Annotated in this window: 16 protein-coding genes and 1 pseudogene; 2 read left to right on the top strand and 15 right to left on the bottom strand. The window is 63.5% G+C overall.

Annotated features, from left to right (window positions below; translation table 11 throughout):
- Nucleotides 1–63: 63 nt before the first annotated feature.
- The 6 genes from thrS to AB6N07_RS13485 all read right to left on the bottom strand — a co-directional run bounded on the left by thrS (nucleotide 64) and on the right by AB6N07_RS13485 (nucleotide 6,128).
- Nucleotides 64–2,034, bottom strand: a complete 1,971-nt coding sequence (thrS, locus tag AB6N07_RS13510; RefSeq protein WP_370673611.1) for a threonine--tRNA ligase — start codon at nucleotides 2,032–2,034, stop codon at nucleotides 64–66.
- 389 nt (nucleotides 2,035–2,423) lie between these two features.
- Nucleotides 2,424–3,098 (bottom strand): NADPH-dependent F420 reductase, encoded by a 675-nt coding sequence (locus AB6N07_RS13505; RefSeq protein WP_370678236.1) that lies wholly within the window; start codon nucleotides 3,096–3,098, stop codon nucleotides 2,424–2,426.
- A complete protein-coding gene (locus AB6N07_RS13500) occupies nucleotides 3,095–4,036 on the bottom strand; it encodes an SDR family oxidoreductase (RefSeq protein ID WP_370673610.1) in 942 nt (313 codons plus the stop codon). The genes AB6N07_RS13505 and AB6N07_RS13500 overlap by 4 nt, the downstream gene beginning before the upstream one ends.
- 38 nt (nucleotides 4,037–4,074) lie before the next feature.
- The gene (locus tag AB6N07_RS13495; protein WP_370673609.1) at nucleotides 4,075–4,710 is read right to left on the bottom strand and encodes an NADPH-dependent F420 reductase; all 636 of its coding nucleotides are present in this window, start codon (nucleotides 4,708–4,710) and stop codon (nucleotides 4,075–4,077) included.
- 7 nt (nucleotides 4,711–4,717) lie between these two features.
- Nucleotides 4,718–5,320 carry an NADPH-dependent F420 reductase gene (locus AB6N07_RS13490; RefSeq protein ID WP_370673608.1) on the bottom strand — a complete coding sequence of 201 codons (603 nt, stop codon included), beginning with the start codon at nucleotides 5,318–5,320 and terminating at the stop codon, nucleotides 4,718–4,720.
- A gap of 73 nt (nucleotides 5,321–5,393) precedes the next feature.
- A complete protein-coding gene (locus AB6N07_RS13485; RefSeq protein WP_370673607.1) occupies nucleotides 5,394–6,128 on the bottom strand; it encodes an SDR family NAD(P)-dependent oxidoreductase in 735 nt (244 codons plus the stop codon).
- A gap of 141 nt (nucleotides 6,129–6,269) precedes the next feature.
- Between AB6N07_RS13485 and AB6N07_RS13480 the strand changes: the two genes are divergently transcribed.
- Entirely contained in the window at nucleotides 6,270–6,848 is a 579-nt protein-coding gene (locus AB6N07_RS13480; protein WP_370673606.1) for a TetR/AcrR family transcriptional regulator, read from the top strand.
- An 88-nt stretch (nucleotides 6,849–6,936) separates the two neighbouring features.
- Here the strand turns inward: AB6N07_RS13480 and AB6N07_RS13475 are convergent, their stop codons facing one another.
- Together AB6N07_RS13475 and AB6N07_RS13470 are read right to left on the bottom strand one after the other, a co-directional pair.
- Complete coding sequence (locus AB6N07_RS13475; RefSeq protein ID WP_370673605.1) at nucleotides 6,937–7,404, bottom strand: threonine/serine exporter family protein; 468 nt, start codon at nucleotides 7,402–7,404, stop codon at nucleotides 6,937–6,939.
- Nucleotides 7,404–8,113: pseudogene (locus AB6N07_RS13470) on the bottom strand (threonine/serine exporter family protein). Before AB6N07_RS13470 ends, AB6N07_RS13475 begins: the two are co-directional and overlap by 1 nt.
- A gap of 953 nt (nucleotides 8,114–9,066) precedes the next feature.
- Here AB6N07_RS13470 and AB6N07_RS13465 point away from each other — a divergent pair.
- Entirely contained in the window at nucleotides 9,067–10,008 is a 942-nt protein-coding gene (locus AB6N07_RS13465) for a 1-phosphofructokinase family hexose kinase (protein ID WP_370673604.1), read from the top strand.
- A 95-nt stretch (nucleotides 10,009–10,103) separates the two neighbouring features.
- On the opposite strand, the gene sufA is transcribed toward AB6N07_RS13465, so the two are convergent.
- The 7 genes from sufA to sufC all read right to left on the bottom strand — a co-directional run bounded on the left by sufA (nucleotide 10,104) and on the right by sufC (nucleotide 15,275).
- Nucleotides 10,104–10,469, bottom strand: a complete 366-nt coding sequence (gene sufA / locus AB6N07_RS13460) for a Fe-S cluster assembly scaffold SufA (RefSeq protein WP_370673603.1) — start codon at nucleotides 10,467–10,469, stop codon at nucleotides 10,104–10,106.
- Between the two features lie 115 nt (nucleotides 10,470–10,584).
- Complete coding sequence (locus AB6N07_RS13455; RefSeq protein ID WP_370673602.1) at nucleotides 10,585–11,043, bottom strand: SRPBCC domain-containing protein; 459 nt, start codon at nucleotides 11,041–11,043, stop codon at nucleotides 10,585–10,587.
- Nucleotides 11,033–11,386, bottom strand: a complete 354-nt coding sequence (locus tag AB6N07_RS13450; protein ID WP_370673601.1) for an ArsR/SmtB family transcription factor — start codon at nucleotides 11,384–11,386, stop codon at nucleotides 11,033–11,035. The genes AB6N07_RS13455 and AB6N07_RS13450 overlap by 11 nt, the downstream gene beginning before the upstream one ends.
- A 138-nt stretch (nucleotides 11,387–11,524) precedes the next feature.
- Complete coding sequence (locus tag AB6N07_RS13445) at nucleotides 11,525–11,911, bottom strand: SUF system Fe-S cluster assembly protein (RefSeq protein ID WP_370673600.1); 387 nt, start codon at nucleotides 11,909–11,911, stop codon at nucleotides 11,525–11,527.
- Nucleotides 11,908–13,143 carry a cysteine desulfurase gene (locus AB6N07_RS13440; RefSeq protein ID WP_370673599.1) on the bottom strand — a complete coding sequence of 412 codons (1,236 nt, stop codon included), beginning with the start codon at nucleotides 13,141–13,143 and terminating at the stop codon, nucleotides 11,908–11,910. The genes AB6N07_RS13445 and AB6N07_RS13440 overlap by 4 nt, the downstream gene beginning before the upstream one ends.
- Nucleotides 13,144–13,188: 45 nt before the next feature.
- Nucleotides 13,189–14,511, bottom strand: a complete 1,323-nt coding sequence (gene sufD / locus AB6N07_RS13435; protein WP_370673598.1) for a Fe-S cluster assembly protein SufD — start codon at nucleotides 14,509–14,511, stop codon at nucleotides 13,189–13,191.
- Nucleotides 14,512–14,522: 11 nt separating this feature from the next.
- Nucleotides 14,523–15,275, bottom strand: a complete 753-nt coding sequence (gene sufC / locus AB6N07_RS13430; RefSeq protein WP_370673597.1) for a Fe-S cluster assembly ATPase SufC — start codon at nucleotides 15,273–15,275, stop codon at nucleotides 14,523–14,525.
- Nucleotides 15,276–15,303: the final 28 nt, after the last annotated feature.

Here is a 15,303-nt window from a genome sequence, read left to right as displayed (position 1 = left end):
CCTCTGACGAAAAGGCCCGGATCTCTCCGGGCCTTTTGCAGTCGTAGACAGGTGGAAAACCGCTCAATCCTCGAGAAGCGCCCGCTTGACATCGGGCGGCACGATCTCCGCCTTGACCATGGCAAGCGCTTCGCCGAGCGGCATCGACTTCGGATATTGCGAGCCGAGGGTGCGGACGTTGACCGACAGCTCCTCGGCCTCCTTGCGGCCGCAGACGAAGATCAGCGGAATCTTGGCCAGCGAATGCTCGCGGACCTTGTAGTTGATCTTCTCGTTGCGCAGGTCGATGTCGACGCGCACGCCAGCCTTCAGGAGCTTCTGGTAGACCTCCTGCGCATAGGCATCGGCCTCGGAGGTGATAGTGGTGACCATCACCTGCGCCGGCGCGAACCACAGCGGGAAATGACCGGCGAAGTTCTCGATCAGGATGCCGAGGAAGCGCTCCATCGAGCCGCAGATGGCGCGATGGATCATTACCGGCGTCTTCTTAGAGCCGTCGGCATCGACGTAGAACGCGCCGAAGCGTTCCGGCAGGTTGAAGTCCACCTGCGTGGTGCCGCACTGCCATTCGCGGCCGATGGCATCGCGCAAAGTATATTCGAACTTCGGGCCGTAGAAGGCGCCCTCGCCCGGGTTGATGCCGGTCTTGATGCGGCCGCCCGACTTCTCGGCGATCTCGCCGAGCACGCGGGTCATCACCTCTTCGGCATGATCCCACAGGTCGTCCGAGCCGACGCGCTTTTCCGGCCGGGTCGACAGCTTCACCGTGATCTCTTTGAAGCCGAAGTCCTCGTAGACCGACAGGATCAGGTCGTTGATCTTCAGGCACTCGGCGGCCATGTCGGCCTCGGTGCAGAAGATGTGCGCATCGTCCTGCGTGAAGCCGCGCACCCGCATCAGCCCGTGCATGGCGCCCGACGGCTCATAGCGGTGCACGGCGCCGAACTCGGCGAGGCGCATCGGCAGGTCGCGATAGCTCTTGAGACCGTGCTTGAAGATCTGAATGTGGCCTGGGCAGTTCATCGGCTTCAGCGCGAAGATTCGCTTGTCCTCGGCCTCGTCGCCGGCCGACTGCACGGCGAACATGTTCTCCTTGTACCAGCCCCAATGGCCGGAGGTCTCCCACAGCACCTTGTCGAGGATCTGCGGCGCATTGACCTCCTGGTACTCGCCCTTGAGCCGCCGCCGCATGTAGGCGGTCAGCTCCTGGAACATCGCCCAGCCCTTCTGATGCCAGAAGACGACGCCGGGCCCCTCCTCCTGGAAGTGGAAGAGATCCATCTCGCGGCCGAGACGGCGATGGTCGCGCTTTTCGGCTTCCTCAAGCATGGTGAGGTAGGCCTTGAGGTCCTCCTCGGTGTGCCAGGCGGTCGCGTAGATGCGGGTCAGCATGTCGCGATCGGAATCGCCGCGCCAATAGGCGCCGGCCACCTTCATCAGCTTGAAGGCAGTGCCGATCTTGCCGGTCGAGGTCATGTGCGGACCGCGGCAGAGGTCCATCCAGTCGCCCTGCGCGTACATCTTGATCTTCTGGTCGGCCGGAATGGCGTCAACCAGCTCGACCTTGAACGCCTCGCCCTTCTTCTCAAACCAGTCCTTGGCCTCGTCGCGGCTCCAGACCTGTTTGGTGAACGGCTTGTCGCGGGCGATGATCTCCCGCATCTTCGTTTCGATCTTGGGCAGATCGTCGGTGGTGAACGGCCCTTCCGGACGGAAGAAATCGTAATAGAAGCCGTTGTCGATCACCGGCCCGATGGTCACCTGCGTGCCGGGAAACAGCTCCTGCACAGCTTCGGCCATCACATGCGCCGCGTCATGGCGGATCAGCTCAAGGGCGCGCGGGTCGTCGCGCGTCACGATCTCGAGCCGAGCATCAGTAACGATGGGATCATTGAGGTCGGAAAGCACGCCGTCGAGCGCCATGGCGACGGCTTTTTTCGACAACGACTTGGAAATTTGGGCGGCGATCTCGGCGCCGGTAGTCCCTGGAGCGTATTCGCGCTGCGAACCGTCGGGGAAAGTCACGTGGATCATGGTCGGTCCTCTTCTCGCTCACTCCCGCAGACAACGCAGGTAAGCGGCTTGCTTGAATGCGAAAGGCTTTACCGGCTCCGATGCCTGTTTGTCCAGTGTGTGCCTCCGGCTATCCTACGGACGGAGGCTGTTTCGAAACGAGCGAGGCAATGGCAGGTCGAAGGGTGGATGGAACTGAACACCTAGAGGAGCTGACTGGAAAAGGCCCGACAGCTTTGGTCATAGCAACGGTGTGGATGAAGCCCTGGATACTGCGCTGCCGCAGCGATCAATAGACAAGGCAAGTCGCTGCCCGGGGTAAAAGCAGTCTCGAATCCGGCCCATAACGCAATGTAATTGCCCCAGAATCCTACCCCGAGGGCGTGCGCGGCGACCGGTTCGATCAGGCCCTACACCCCGATATCGACGTTCATGGCCAAATCCCAGGTGCCGGCGCCGTTTTTGGCGAGGCCGATCATCATCAGGCCAAGGGCCTCCAGCGTCGCCGCCATACGCAGGCCGCCGATATCCAGCGGACGCAGGTCGAGGCTTTCGAGGAGGGCCGAGACGCGCGCCTTAGCCGCCGCGTCGTCGCCCGCGATGAACGCGTCGAGGCGTCCGCCCTTGGCAAGCACGTGGCCGAAGATGGTGTTGAACGCCTTCACCACATGCGCGCCGGCGGGCAGGCCCTTGGCGGTCTCCTGCGCCCCGGAACTGCCATGCGGGGTGACGAGGCCCGTGAGGTCGGGGGCAACCGGGTTGGCGACGTCGATGATCACCTTGCCGTCCAGCGCTTTGCCAAAGTCGACCACCACCGCCGTCGCGCTGCCGTAGGGCACGGCGAGAATGACGATGTCGCCCGTCGGCGCGGCGCCGTAGGTCCCCGTGGTTGCTCCGGCGGCGAGCTGCTCGGCCAGCGCCCGCGCCTTGGCGGGGTCGCGGTTGACGACCTCGACGGTGTGTCCAGCCTTGGCGACACGGCCGGCGATCGCCGTGGCCATGGTTCCCGCGCCGATGATGCTGATGGTGCTCATGTCAGTCTCCTGAAGTTTGCCGTGTTGTTGGTGACATCCTGGCGGGGTCAGGCCGACGGGAAGTAATGGCCGTTGTCGAGGTCCTCCAGCAGGCCGGGCTGGGTGGGTTCCCAGCCGAGGATCTGGCGGGTGATCAGGTTGGAGGCCGGAAGGTCCAGTTTGACGAGGTTCGCCAGGAACCCGAAAAAGCCCGGCAGCATCAGCTCGTCGGCGGGAATGCTCACGGCGGGCAGCTTGAGGCGGCTGCCGATGGCCTCGGCGATCTCACGGAACGGAATGGCCTCGTCGGCAACCGCATGCCAATTCCTGCCGGCGGAGCTCTTCTCCAGTGCCAGACGGAACACGGCGGCGAGGTCGCGGGCGTGCACGGCCGGCCAGTTGTTCTTGCCGTCACCGGGATAGCCGACGACGCCCTTCTCCTTGGCAAGTCCGATCAGCAGCGGCAGAAAGCCGGCGTTGTCGGTCGTGCTGTGCATGATGGTCGGAATCCGCACGACGGAGGACCGCACGCCTTGCTTGGCGAGACCGAGCACGGTCGTTTCGACGATGTTGCGAACGCGCAAGGTGCCCTTGAACGCCTCGCCGCCGGAAAGGGTGGGATCCTCCTCGGTGGCGGGACGACCGAGATGCTCCCAACCCGGCGAGCCGATGCTCCCCGAGGTGACCAGCGGCTTTCCGGTCCCCTTCAGTGCCTCGCCGTAGGCGAGCATGATCGCCTGCTCTGCGGCAGCCACCGCGTCGAGGCCACCGGCAGGGAGCAGGTCCTGCCTGTGCGCCACGTGAATGACGCCATCGGACTCCACCGCCGCCGCTTTCAGCCCGTCGAGATCATCGAGGTCGCCGCGACGCACTTTGGCGCCAAGCGCCGACACCGCCTCCGCGGACTTGTCCGACCGGACAAGCGCGGTGACCTCGTGATCGGCGGCAATGAGGTCGGAAATGATATACGGACCGGAATGGCCGGTCCCGCCTGTGACGAAAACGCGCATGTGAGTGTTCCCTAAGTGAGGCAATGTTGCGGGTGCGCTCAGCCGAGAAGGCTGACGCCGATGGCGAAGCTGGTGTGCTTGATGGAGTGGGTCATAAGGCCCAGCGACAGCAGGCAGAGGTGCTCCAGCGTCCGCGCCATCAGCAGCGGACCGGTGTCCATCGGGCGCAGCCCGAGGCTGTCGATGAACGCAGAGACGCGGGCTTTGGCCTGCGCGTCATCCCCGGCGAGGAATACGTCCAGAGGGTGCCCGTCGCGTGAACCGGCAGCCAGAACATGGGAAAATTGGGCGTTGAACGCCTTGATGATCTGCGCACTGGCAGGGGCGGCCTTGGCGATCTCCTGCGCGCCGAAACTGTCCTGAGGCGTCACAAAGCTGGTGTAGTCAGGAGCGACGGGGTTGGTGATGTCGACCAGAAGCTTGCCTGCCAGAGCGTCCCCATATTGCTTCACCACGCCGAGAACGGCGGAATATGGAACCGCAAGGATGACGATGTCCCCAGCCGGCGTGGAGCCGAACGTTCCTATCGTCGCGCCGGCTCCGACCTGCTCGGCCAGCGCTCTCGCTTTCGCAGGAGTGCGACTCGTCACCTCGACGGCGTGTCCGGCCTTGGCGGCAAGGCCGGCGATCGCCGCGGCCATGCCGCCGGATCCGATGATGCTGATCGTGCTCATGGGCGATTCATCCGTTGAAGTTGACCAGATCCTTGAAGATCAACCGGCCCCAGCTATTGCCGCGCGCCTGCACAAGCAGCCCACCGTCGGAAAGGCCACCCAGTTTGATCGGCGAGAAACCGAGCTTCTCCGCCAGCGCGCCAATCTCATCCGCGGCGCCGTCATCGTCGCTCGCCAGGAACACGACTCTCCTGCCACCATGCACCGCCGGATCCTGATCAAGGGTGGCGGCGACCAGATGGTTGAAACCCTTGACCAGCCTAGCTCCGGTGAACGCCTGCGCGACGAACTTGGACGACGGCTGGCCTCCCAGTTTCTCAGGCGGCACGCCGTAGGCATTGGTCACATCAATGATGGTCTTCCCCTGCCAGGTGGGCAGCACCGTCGCAACATCCGGATGCGATTCGAAACGGACGGCCAGGAAGATGATGTCCGCCGTGACGGCGTCCGCCAGTGTTTTGGCAATGACCTTGGGCCCGATCGCCGCCGCATCGGCCGCAAAGCTGCCCGGGTCGCGCGTGGTGGCCACGGACACTTCGATGCCCTTGCGGGCAAACGCCTTGGCTAGGGCCTTGCCGATATTGCCGAAACCGATGATTGCGTAGCTCATATGGATTCTCCTTGAGTTGACCGCGCTCGGCCGGGCCCCGCATGTCGGATGGAGCCCCGCCTCGCACCGTGCGTCAGAGCTGCGCCAGGCCGCCGTCGACGGCGACCTCGCTGGCGGTCATGAAGCTGCTGTCCGAGGACGCGAGAAAGGCGGCCACAGCCGCGATCTCCGCTGGATCGGCCATGCGCTGGAGCGGGGTCATCGCGCCGTAGGCCTTCTGGCCCTCCTCGCCCAGCGCTTCCTTGGCAAGTTCGGTGGCTGTCGCCCCGGGCGACAGCACGTTGATCCGGACGCCGGTGCCCTTCAGATCCTCCGCCCAGGTCCGGGCGAGATTGCGCACCGCCGCCTTGCTGGCGCTATAGGCCGTGAATCCCGGGGCGCCCGTGGTGCCGGCGCTCGATCCGGTCAGGATGATCGAGCCGCCCGGCCCCATCAGCGGCAACGCCTTCTGGACCGTGAAGATCGTGCCCTTCACATTGGTGTCGAAGGTTTCGTCGATGTGCGCGGCGGTGATCTCGCCGAGCTTGAGCGGCCCTCCGGCCCCGGCATTGGCGAAAACGATATCGAGGCTGCCGCGCTCGGCCTTCACCGCCGCGTAAAGCCGGTCGAGGTCGGCCTCATCGGAGACCGAGCCCTTCACCGCGCGGGCATTGGGCCCGAGCTCGGCCACGGCGGCGTCGAGCGCATCCCGCCGGCGGCCGAAGATGAAGACGAAGGCGCCCTCTTCTATGAAGCGCCTTGCCGCCGCGCGGCCGATGCCGGTGGCGCCGCCGGTGATGACGGCGACCTTGCCCTCGAGTTTTCCCATGATTTTTCCTCTCGTCGTGTCTGGCAGTGCCTGTTGCTATTTGCCGACATGCACCATATTGAACGGATCAGTGATCCACTTCCATAAAATGGATCAGTGATCCACATATACGGATCAGTGATCCGTTTATCAAGGTAGTCCATGCGAGCCGACGCGGAAAAAAATCGCAGCCAAATTCTCACGGTTGCGCGTGAAGCCGTCACCCAGCATGGGGCCGACGCGTCGATGCGCGACATCGCCCGCCGGGCCGGCGTCGGGCTGGCCACGTTGCTTCGTCACTTCCCGACGCGGGAAGCTCTGTTCGAAGCGTTGCTGTGTACCAATCTCGACGCTCTGACGCGGAAGGCAGGCGAAACCGAAACGGCGGCTTCGGCTGGCGAAGCCCTTCTCTCCTGGTTTCGGGAATTGGTGGCCTTCACCCAAAGCTATAGGGGCGTTGTCGCCATGATGGCGGCGGCGCACACGAACCCGGACTCTGCTCTTTATGCTTCGTGCGAGGCGGTGCATACGACAGGCGCGCGACTGCTGCTCAAGGCTCAGAGCGAGGGAGCGGCGCGCGCCGATATGAATGGTGACGACCTGTTTGCCCTGGTCACGGCTCTCGGCTGGGCGGTCGACCAACCCTCATTCGCGCCACGGGCCGATCATCTCGCTTACCTCATCACGGGCGCCATCCTGACAAATCAGCCGGGCACCGACGTCAAGAAGACAACGGGATGACGGGCTCAATGCCGCCGGGCCGCTCAGTCCCCAGGTCCTGTCTTTCAGGCCAGTAACTCACCACAATCCAGAATTTCAAAACCGTCTCTCAGAAATCCTGGTTTCTGAGGAGGTGGGCCGGTATCAACAGGCCGGCGCCGATGGCACCCAGGGTGAAGATCACCCGAAGCAGTGCCTGCACGGCGAGGATCAGCGTTGCTTCGGCGTCGATGAGGTTGGGCGCGGTGACCGAGAGAAAGCCAAGAAGCGCCTGCCCGAAGAAGGCCCCCGGCACCATCGGAATGCATCCCGCGAGCGCCACGGCGTTGCAGGCCGGGCCGAGTTGCTTGCGCAGCATCGACACCGCGCAACTCGTAACGATGGCGGCGGCGAACGAGGCGCCTTCCAGGCTCCAGGCAAAATCCTGGCCGACGGTGCGCACGGCAAGCGCCAGCGCACCGGCCGCCGCGCACCAGGGCAAGGCCCGGAAGCCGAAGTTGAACAGCACGCCGAAGCCGGCGGCGGCGAGCGCTCCGAACAGCGCCTGATGCAGGAGATGCGGCAGGAGTTCAACCATCACAGCGACCTCAAACCGAGCAAGGTTTCCGCAAACCAGACACCGACGGAGGCGAACACCATGATCATAAGCACCCAGACGGCTCTGGCGCTGCCCATGGTGGGAAAGCCGTCCATGATGTCGGTCTGGGCATTGGTGGAGGGAACGCCGGGCACCAGCAGCAGGATCGACGCCATCATGGCGAGATTGACCGTGCCGCTTTTGAGAAAGATCGAGCCGACGCCGCCCAGCGTTGCCGAAAGGAAGGCGATCAGGCCGGCGACGATGAACACGTTGACGCCATTGTGCAACAATTGGTGGCGGACATACTGCCCCACCGTTCCTGACAACAAAATGGCGCCAAAGGCCGGCCAGTCGACGCCAAGAAGGCGACCGAACGAGGCGCAGGCGATGCCGACGGCCACCGCCACCACCCAGGCCGAATGGCGGGGCGTTTCCCGAACCAGACGGCCAATTTCGGCCTCCACCTCGTCGACACTCATTCCCCCCGCGACACGCGTACGGCCAAGCGGCGAATCGCCTGATCGAGGCGATGATTCACGCCGAGTCGGCCGACCTGCATCATGCGTGTAATCGTGTTGCCACCGGCGGTGACGGTGACTTCCAGCGAAGCGTAACCCGAACGCATGCCGACGTCCTCGACGCCAAAGCCGCGCGCGATCATGCCAACGCCCCCATGGACCACGGACACCGACGCGCCGCTCTCCATCATGATCCGGCCGGCTCTAAGAGCCATGTTGGCGATCCGCTCAAGCTCGCGATGGCGAACGATGACCGGGTCTTGCTGCTGTTCCATGGCACCCCGTCAGCTGTTGGATTCGCGTTTCGTATTCGTCGGCGGAGCCGGACGCTGCGCTGTCCCGACAGTTGGCCGATTCCGGGCGGTTCGAACAGAGTATAAGTGAAATATCAGGGCCTCGTCGGCCCGGGCAAGCGACCCAACGAGGCTTACCTGCTTTTCTTGAATCTTCGGCGCCGAAAAGCGCGCCACCCTCCCCTCAATGGGCGGAGTCGGCCAGAAGCCCGCGACGGCTTTGGAAAAGCTTGATTTCCAGGTTTTAGCGCCAACCGCGGCGCGCCCACTGACCGGCTCCGACAGCTGAACGCCATCGCCGCTAACGTTCGATTGACCTTTCGTAGTGCTCTGGCGCTTGCACAAAAGGCTTAGCTGTGCCAAGACCTATGATGAAAGGTCTTGCTTGAAACGGAACGTTTTCAGCAAGCCTTTTCCAAGGCGACCGTGGCGCGCGGGGGGAAGACAGTGCGCCGTTGGGAGCTGGAAGCTGGGAGTTTGAGGCTGGACTTGGTGGTGCTTCTGGAGCGATGCTTTAGAGGAGCAAAACCAAGACGAGACAGGCGGGGACCATATCCAGGCTGAGGTGTAACCAGGATTTCCGTAACCACTGGTTGCGCATTTTTTCGCGCCGAAAGATTGATCGTAGGGATAAATACACTACGCCCCAGTGTAGTTGATCTACGACATGGCTTTTGTAGCGAAACCGAGCTAAACCGACAACCAGTCCAAAAGGCGTAGTGGGTCAGCCCGCCGTGCCCATAGGACCGGTAGAAGACGCCGATCACGGCGCAAAGACCGGTGGAAAGCAGGAAGCGTCTGGAACTGGGCCGTTACGAAACAACGAACGGGCGATGAAATAGCGACCAATGAAACCGATCGTCACGCTCACACTCAACCCATCCATCGACGACACGGCCGAAGCCGAGGTCGTCCGACACACCCATAAGATTCGCATCACCAACGAGCAGCATGATCCGGGCGGCGGTGGCATCAACGTCACGCGCGTGGTTCAGGAACTCGGTGGCAGCTCGATCGCCCTTTACATGTCGGGCGGCACGACCGGCCAGATGTTTGATGAGCTATTGGCTGCTCACAATATTCCACGCCGTCGCATTCCGATTGCCCAGAGCACACGCGTCGCCCATCTCGTCTACGAGCGATCGACCGGCCTCGAATACCGGTTCATTCCGGAAGGGCCCGAGGTTAGCGAGATCGAATGGAAGCGATGCCTCTATGCACTCAAGGACCTTGATTGGGATTGGTGCGTCGGTTCGGGCTCGTTGCCGCGCGGCATTCCCGAAAGTTTCTACGTCCAGCTCACCGAGCTCGTAATCGAGCGTGGCGGCAATCTGGTGCTCGACACCTCCGGTAAGCCGCTGGAGCTGGCGCTTGAGCGCGGTGGTATCACGCTGTTCAAGCCGTCCGAGGGCGAATTTGCCAAGTTGGTCGGCCGACCACTGCCGACCGTCGATGACATGGTTCCCGCCGCCAAGGAGCTCATCGCTTCAGGCCGGGTGAAGATGATAGCCATCACCATGGGCGGCGATGGCGCATTGCTGGTCACCTCCGACAATCACTTGTTCCTGAAGTCGCCTTCCGTGGAAGTGAAGAGCGCTTCCGGTGCCGGTGACAGCTTCGTCGGTGGCATGGTCTACGGCTTGGCCTCCGGCCTCATTCCGGAAGACGCCTTCCGTCTCGGCGTTGCCTCAGGCACCGCCTCAGTGATGATGCCGGGCACGCAACTTTGCCAGAAGGCTGATGTCGACCGTATCCTTGAGGAAATCGGCGCCCATCAACACAACTGGTAAAAGCGCGAGGTAGCGAAAATTCGAAGGGGAGCAGGATGACCGTCCTGCTCCCCTTCTTGTATTCGAGACTTGCAAAAACGATTGGTCGGCCCCGATCAGGCGTCGACCTGCTCGGCCGGCTTCAAGCTTACGCTCTCGCCGCAACCGCAGGAACCGACCTGGTTGGGATTGCGGAACACGAAGCCGGTGCGGAGCGGCGTCTGCTCGAAATCCAGCTCGGTGCCGAGCAGGAACAGCACCGCCTTGGCCTCGACGAACACCGTGGCGCCATGTGCCTCGACGCGCTCGTCGCCCGGCTGGGCGTCGCGGGCCAGATCGATCGTGTAGGACATGCCGGCGCAACCGCCGTTCTTGATGCCGAGCCGGATGCCCGCGGCATCGTCGGCATTGTCGACGATTTCGCGCACGCGCCCGGCGGCGGCTTCGGTCAGCGTCATAACGGCGAACTTGGCGAGAGCCATGTCATCAATCTCCACAACCGCCCCGGTTCAAGGCCAACGCGGCTTACCTGAAAATAAGGAGCAAACGCATCAGAGACAAGCGCCTTGCCGCATGGCGGCAATGCGAGCCCTGAAGTTACTTCGTAAAGTGTTGCCCGATATAGGCCTCGAGCTTGGCAAGATGCTGCTTGCCGCCCTCGACGGCGCCGGATTTCTCGACCACCTCGTCGCGCAACGCCGCCGTCTCGTAAAGCTGGCGCAGCGTCACCAGCGTACCGCCGATCTTCTCGGACAGGGTAACGGTCATCTCGAACCAGACCTTCTTGCCGTCGCCAACGTCGAACACCAGCTTGGATGGCGGCACGATCTTCTTGAACATCGAGTGGTTGGGATAGCGCGTGCCATCCGGCCCCAGCATGTCGAAGGACCAGGCGCCGCCGATGCGGAAGTCCATGCGAACGGCCTCCGAGGTGAAGCCGTTCGGTCCCCACCACATGTTGACGTGCACGGGATCGGTCATCGCCTTCCACACCAGCTCGCGTCGAAAGGGAATTTCCCGCTGCAATACCAATTCGCGGTCCGCTTTATCGGTCATCGCGTCGCCCTTCTTCGCTCTCAAGTGTACCGAGATAGGTCTCGAGGCGGTCGAGCCGACCCTCCCATACCCGCCGTTGTTCGTCGATCCAGCCGGACGCCGCCGTCAGCGGCCCAGCTTCCAGCCGGCAAGGCCGCCACTGCGCGTTGCGGCTGCGGCTGATCAGCTTCGCCCGCTCCATCACCTTGAGATGCTTGGTCACCGCCGGCAGGGATATGCCGAGCGGCTCGGCGAGTTCGCCGACCGTCGCCTCGCCCTGGCCGAGCCGCGCCAACATGGCCCGTCGCGCCGGGTGCGCCAGCGCCAGAAACACCATATCGAGGTCGGACGCGTATTTACCCATACGGTTAAATGCGCATAGAGAGCCCCAGCCGTCAAGGCAAGGCGGCTAACGGACGGGCGAGACAGTTAACAGACAAGCGGCCACCGGATCGCTCCGGCGGCCACGGGGCTGCGTCATTGAGAAATGGCTAAACGAGGATCAGTACCAGTCGGTGGCGACCTGGGCTTCTTCGCTCATCCGGTCGGGTGTCCAGGGCGGATCGAACACCATGTTGACCTTGACGTCGTAGACGCCTGCCACCACGCCGACGGCGTTCGACACCCAGCCAGGCATCTCTCCGGCCACCGGGCAGCCCGGCGCGGTCAGAGTCATGTCGATGGTGACGAGGCGGTCGTCGTCGATGTCGATCCGATAGATGAGGCCGAGTTCGTAGATGTCGGCCGGAATCTCCGGATCGTACACGGTCTTGAGCGCCGCGATGATGTCGTCGGTGAGGCGTTCGAGATCCACCGGTGCGATGGCTGAACCGGCGACGGTCTCGGGCTGATTGGGCGATGATTCGGCTTGGTCGGTCATCTCGGTCATCCGAACAGGGTCTCGGCCTTCCTGAGGGCCGTGACCAGCGCGTCCACTTCGGAGCGCGTGTTGTAAAGGGCGAAGGAGGCGCGGCAGGTCGATGTCACGCCAAAGCGGGCGAGCAGCGGCATGGCGCAGTGGGTGCCGGCGCGAACGGCGACACCCGAGCGGTCGATGACGGTGGCGACGTCGTGTGCGTGCGCCCCGTCCATGGAGAAGGCGACGATGGCGCCCTTGTCCTTGGTGGTGCCATAGATACGGATGGAGTTCATCTCGCCGAGCCGCTGCATGGCATAGTCGCGCAGATCGGTCTCATGGGCAAGGATGGCCTCGCGGCCGAGGCTTTCCATGTAGCGCAGCGCCGCGCCAAGGCCGATCGCCTGCACGATCGGTGGCGTACCGGCCTCGAAGCGATGCGGCGGCTCATTGTAGGTAACGCCCTCGGTGGTCACCGTCTCGATCATCTCGCCGCCACCCTGCCAGGGCGGCATGGCCTCGAGCAGGTGCTGCTTGCCATAGAGAACGCCGATGCCGGTGGGGCCGTAGACCTTATGGCCGGTCAGCACATAGAAGTCGGCATCCAGCGCCTGAACGTCGACCGGCAGATGGACAGCGCCCTGACTGCCGTCGACCAGCACCACCGCGCCATGGGCGTGGGCGATACGCGTCACGTCGCTGATCGGCACGATGGTGCCGGTGACGTTGGACATCTGCGTGATGGCGACGATCTTCGTACGAGGGGTGAACAGCTTTTCAAAAGCGTCTAGGTCGAAGCTGCCATCGTCGCGAACCGGCGCCCACTTGATGACGACGCCTTTCTTCTCGCGGTGGAAGTTCCACGGCACGATATTGGAATGATGCTCCAGGATGGAGAGGATGACCTCGTCGCCCTCCCCCAGCACCATGCCGCCATAGCTCGCCGCCACTAGGTTGATCGCCTCGGTCGACGAACGGGTGAAGATCACCTGCTCGATGGACGGCGCATTCAGGAAGGCACGCACCGCCTCGCGAGCGTCCTCATAGGCTTCGGTGGCGGCATTCGACAGGTAGTGCAAGCCACGGTGAACGTTGGCATATTCGTGGGTATAGGCGTGGCGCATGCGATCGAGCACGGCCAGCGGCTTCTGCGCTGAAGCACCGTTGTCGAGGTAGACCAGCGGCTTGCCATAGACCTTTTCGGCGAGGATCGGGAAATCCTTGCGAATGGTCTCAACGTCATAGGACGAAACGGACATCGTCATTGTCTCTTGTCTTGGCCGCCCGGCTCTCCAGGCGGCGGTGCCGGCTCACGCTGTTCTGGCTTTCAGCCAGCCCTCGACCCGATGGATGAGGGCGTCATGGACCGCCTGGTTCTGAATCTCGTCGATCGCCTCGCCAAGGAAAGCGAGGATCAACATGCTCTCGGCCTCGGTCTTGGGGATACCGCGCGACAGAAGATAGAACAGGAGATCGTCATCAAGGGCGCCGCAGGTGGCACCATGGCCGCACTGGACGTCATCGGCGAAGATCTCCAGCTCCGGCTTGGCATCGGCCTCGGCCTCCTCGGACAGCAGCAGCGACGCGGTCATCATGCGCGCATCGGTCTTCTGGGCATGCGCCGGCACGGCGATACGGCCGGCGAAGGCAGAGCGCGCTTCGTCGTCGATGACCGCCTTGTAGAGCTCGCGGCTCCGGCAATTCTCGGCACCGTGGACCAGGAACAGCGTCGTATCGGCGTGGCGTCGCCCGCTGAGCATGGTGATGCCACGGAAGCCGGCACGGGCGTCGCGGCCGGTGAATTCGGCGAAGATCTGAGCCCGGGCAAGGCCGGCGCCCAGCGCGGCGTTGAACGTGTCGAAGCTCGCCTCGCGGCCGATCTTCGCCACCAGGGAGGTCAGGCTGACCGCTTCATCCGGCTCGAGCTGAAGACGGATATGGTCGACCTTGGCGCCATCGCCGACGTCGATCACCGTCATCATGTTGGACTGGTGCGCCACGGTATCCAGCGACTCGATCGTCTCGATCAGCGTCAGCTTGGCGCCCTTGCCGACTGTAACGAGGTGGCGCACGGCGGTCGACGCGGCGGGCTCGCCCTCGGCGATATGCACCAGTTCCACCGGACGGACGATCTCCGCCCCGTCGGCGACCGTAATGACGAGGCCGTCGGTCATGAAGGCTGTGTTGAGCGCCACCGCGGTGTTGGTGGCGATGGCGTCCTCGAGCTTCAGCGCCGCGAGCACGACGGCATCCCCCGCTTCAAGAGCGGTGGCCAGCGAGAAGATGGCAAGGCCGGGTTCGAGGTCCTTGAGGTCGGACAGCTCAGGCCGATAGCGGCCGTTGGCGATGACAAGGCGACGAGCCTGATCATCCTCCACCGCCGGCGCGGCGATCAGCACACGTGCGATGTCGGCGGCGCCGGCAGCGGGTGGGAAGGTTTTCAGCCGAGCGCGAAGATCTGTATATTTCCAGTCTTCGACGCGGCGATGCGGCAGACCGCTCTTTTCGACGCCGCCAAAGGCGGCATCACGGATGGCTATGACGTCGGCCGTTCCGGGCAGCAACGTCCTTTCAGCCGGATAACGGGCGGCAAGCGCCTGTTCGGCTGGCGTGCGAGCGGGGGTGGCAACCATGGTCATCCCTCTCAAGCAGCCGCGTCCGCCACATAGGCGGCGTAACCATTCTTCTCAAGATCGAGCGCCAGTTCCGGCCCACCGGTACGGACAATGCGACCGTCGGACAGCACATGGACGATGTCCGGCACAATGTGGTCGAGCAGGCGCTGATAGTGGGTGATCACCACGAAGGCGCGATCGGGCGAGCGCAGCGCGTTGACGCCCTCGGACACCACCTTCAGCGCATCGATGTCGAGACCGGAATCGGTCTCGTCGAGAATACAGATCGACGGCTGGAGCAGCGCCATCTGCATGATCTCGGCGCGCTTCTTCTCGCCGCCGGAGAAGCCGACGTTGACCGGCCGCTTCAGCATGTCCGAGGTGATGTTGAGCTTCTCGGCAACGCCCTTCACCAGCTTCATGAATTCCGGCGTCGTCAGCTCGCCCTGGCCCTTGGCCTTGCGATGCGAATTGAGCGCCGCCTTCAGGAAGGTCATGGTGGCAACGCCGGGGATCTCGATCGGATATTGGAAGGCGAGGAACAGGCCCGCCACCGAGCGCTCGTTGGGCGAGAGATCGAGGATCGACTGTCCGTTCAGCAGCACCTCGCCCTCGGTGATATCGTAGTCGTCCTTGCCGGCCAGGATATAGGACAGCGTCGATTTGCCGGCGCCGTTCGGCCCCATGATGGCGTGCACTTCGCCGGGGTTCACCGTGAGGGAGAGACCCTTCAGGATCTCGCGGTCACCGATCCGGGCGTGGAGGTTCTTGATCTCAAGCATGGTTCTGTCCTGTTGTCCGTTGGCCTCG

Origin of the sequence: Pleomorphomonas sp. PLEO (assembly GCF_041320595.1) — a bacterium.
Classification (GTDB): Bacteria; Pseudomonadota; Alphaproteobacteria; order Rhizobiales; family Pleomorphomonadaceae; genus Pleomorphomonas.
Note: the sequence above shows the minus strand (reverse complement) of the source record. Positions and strands in the feature narration are given on the sequence as shown.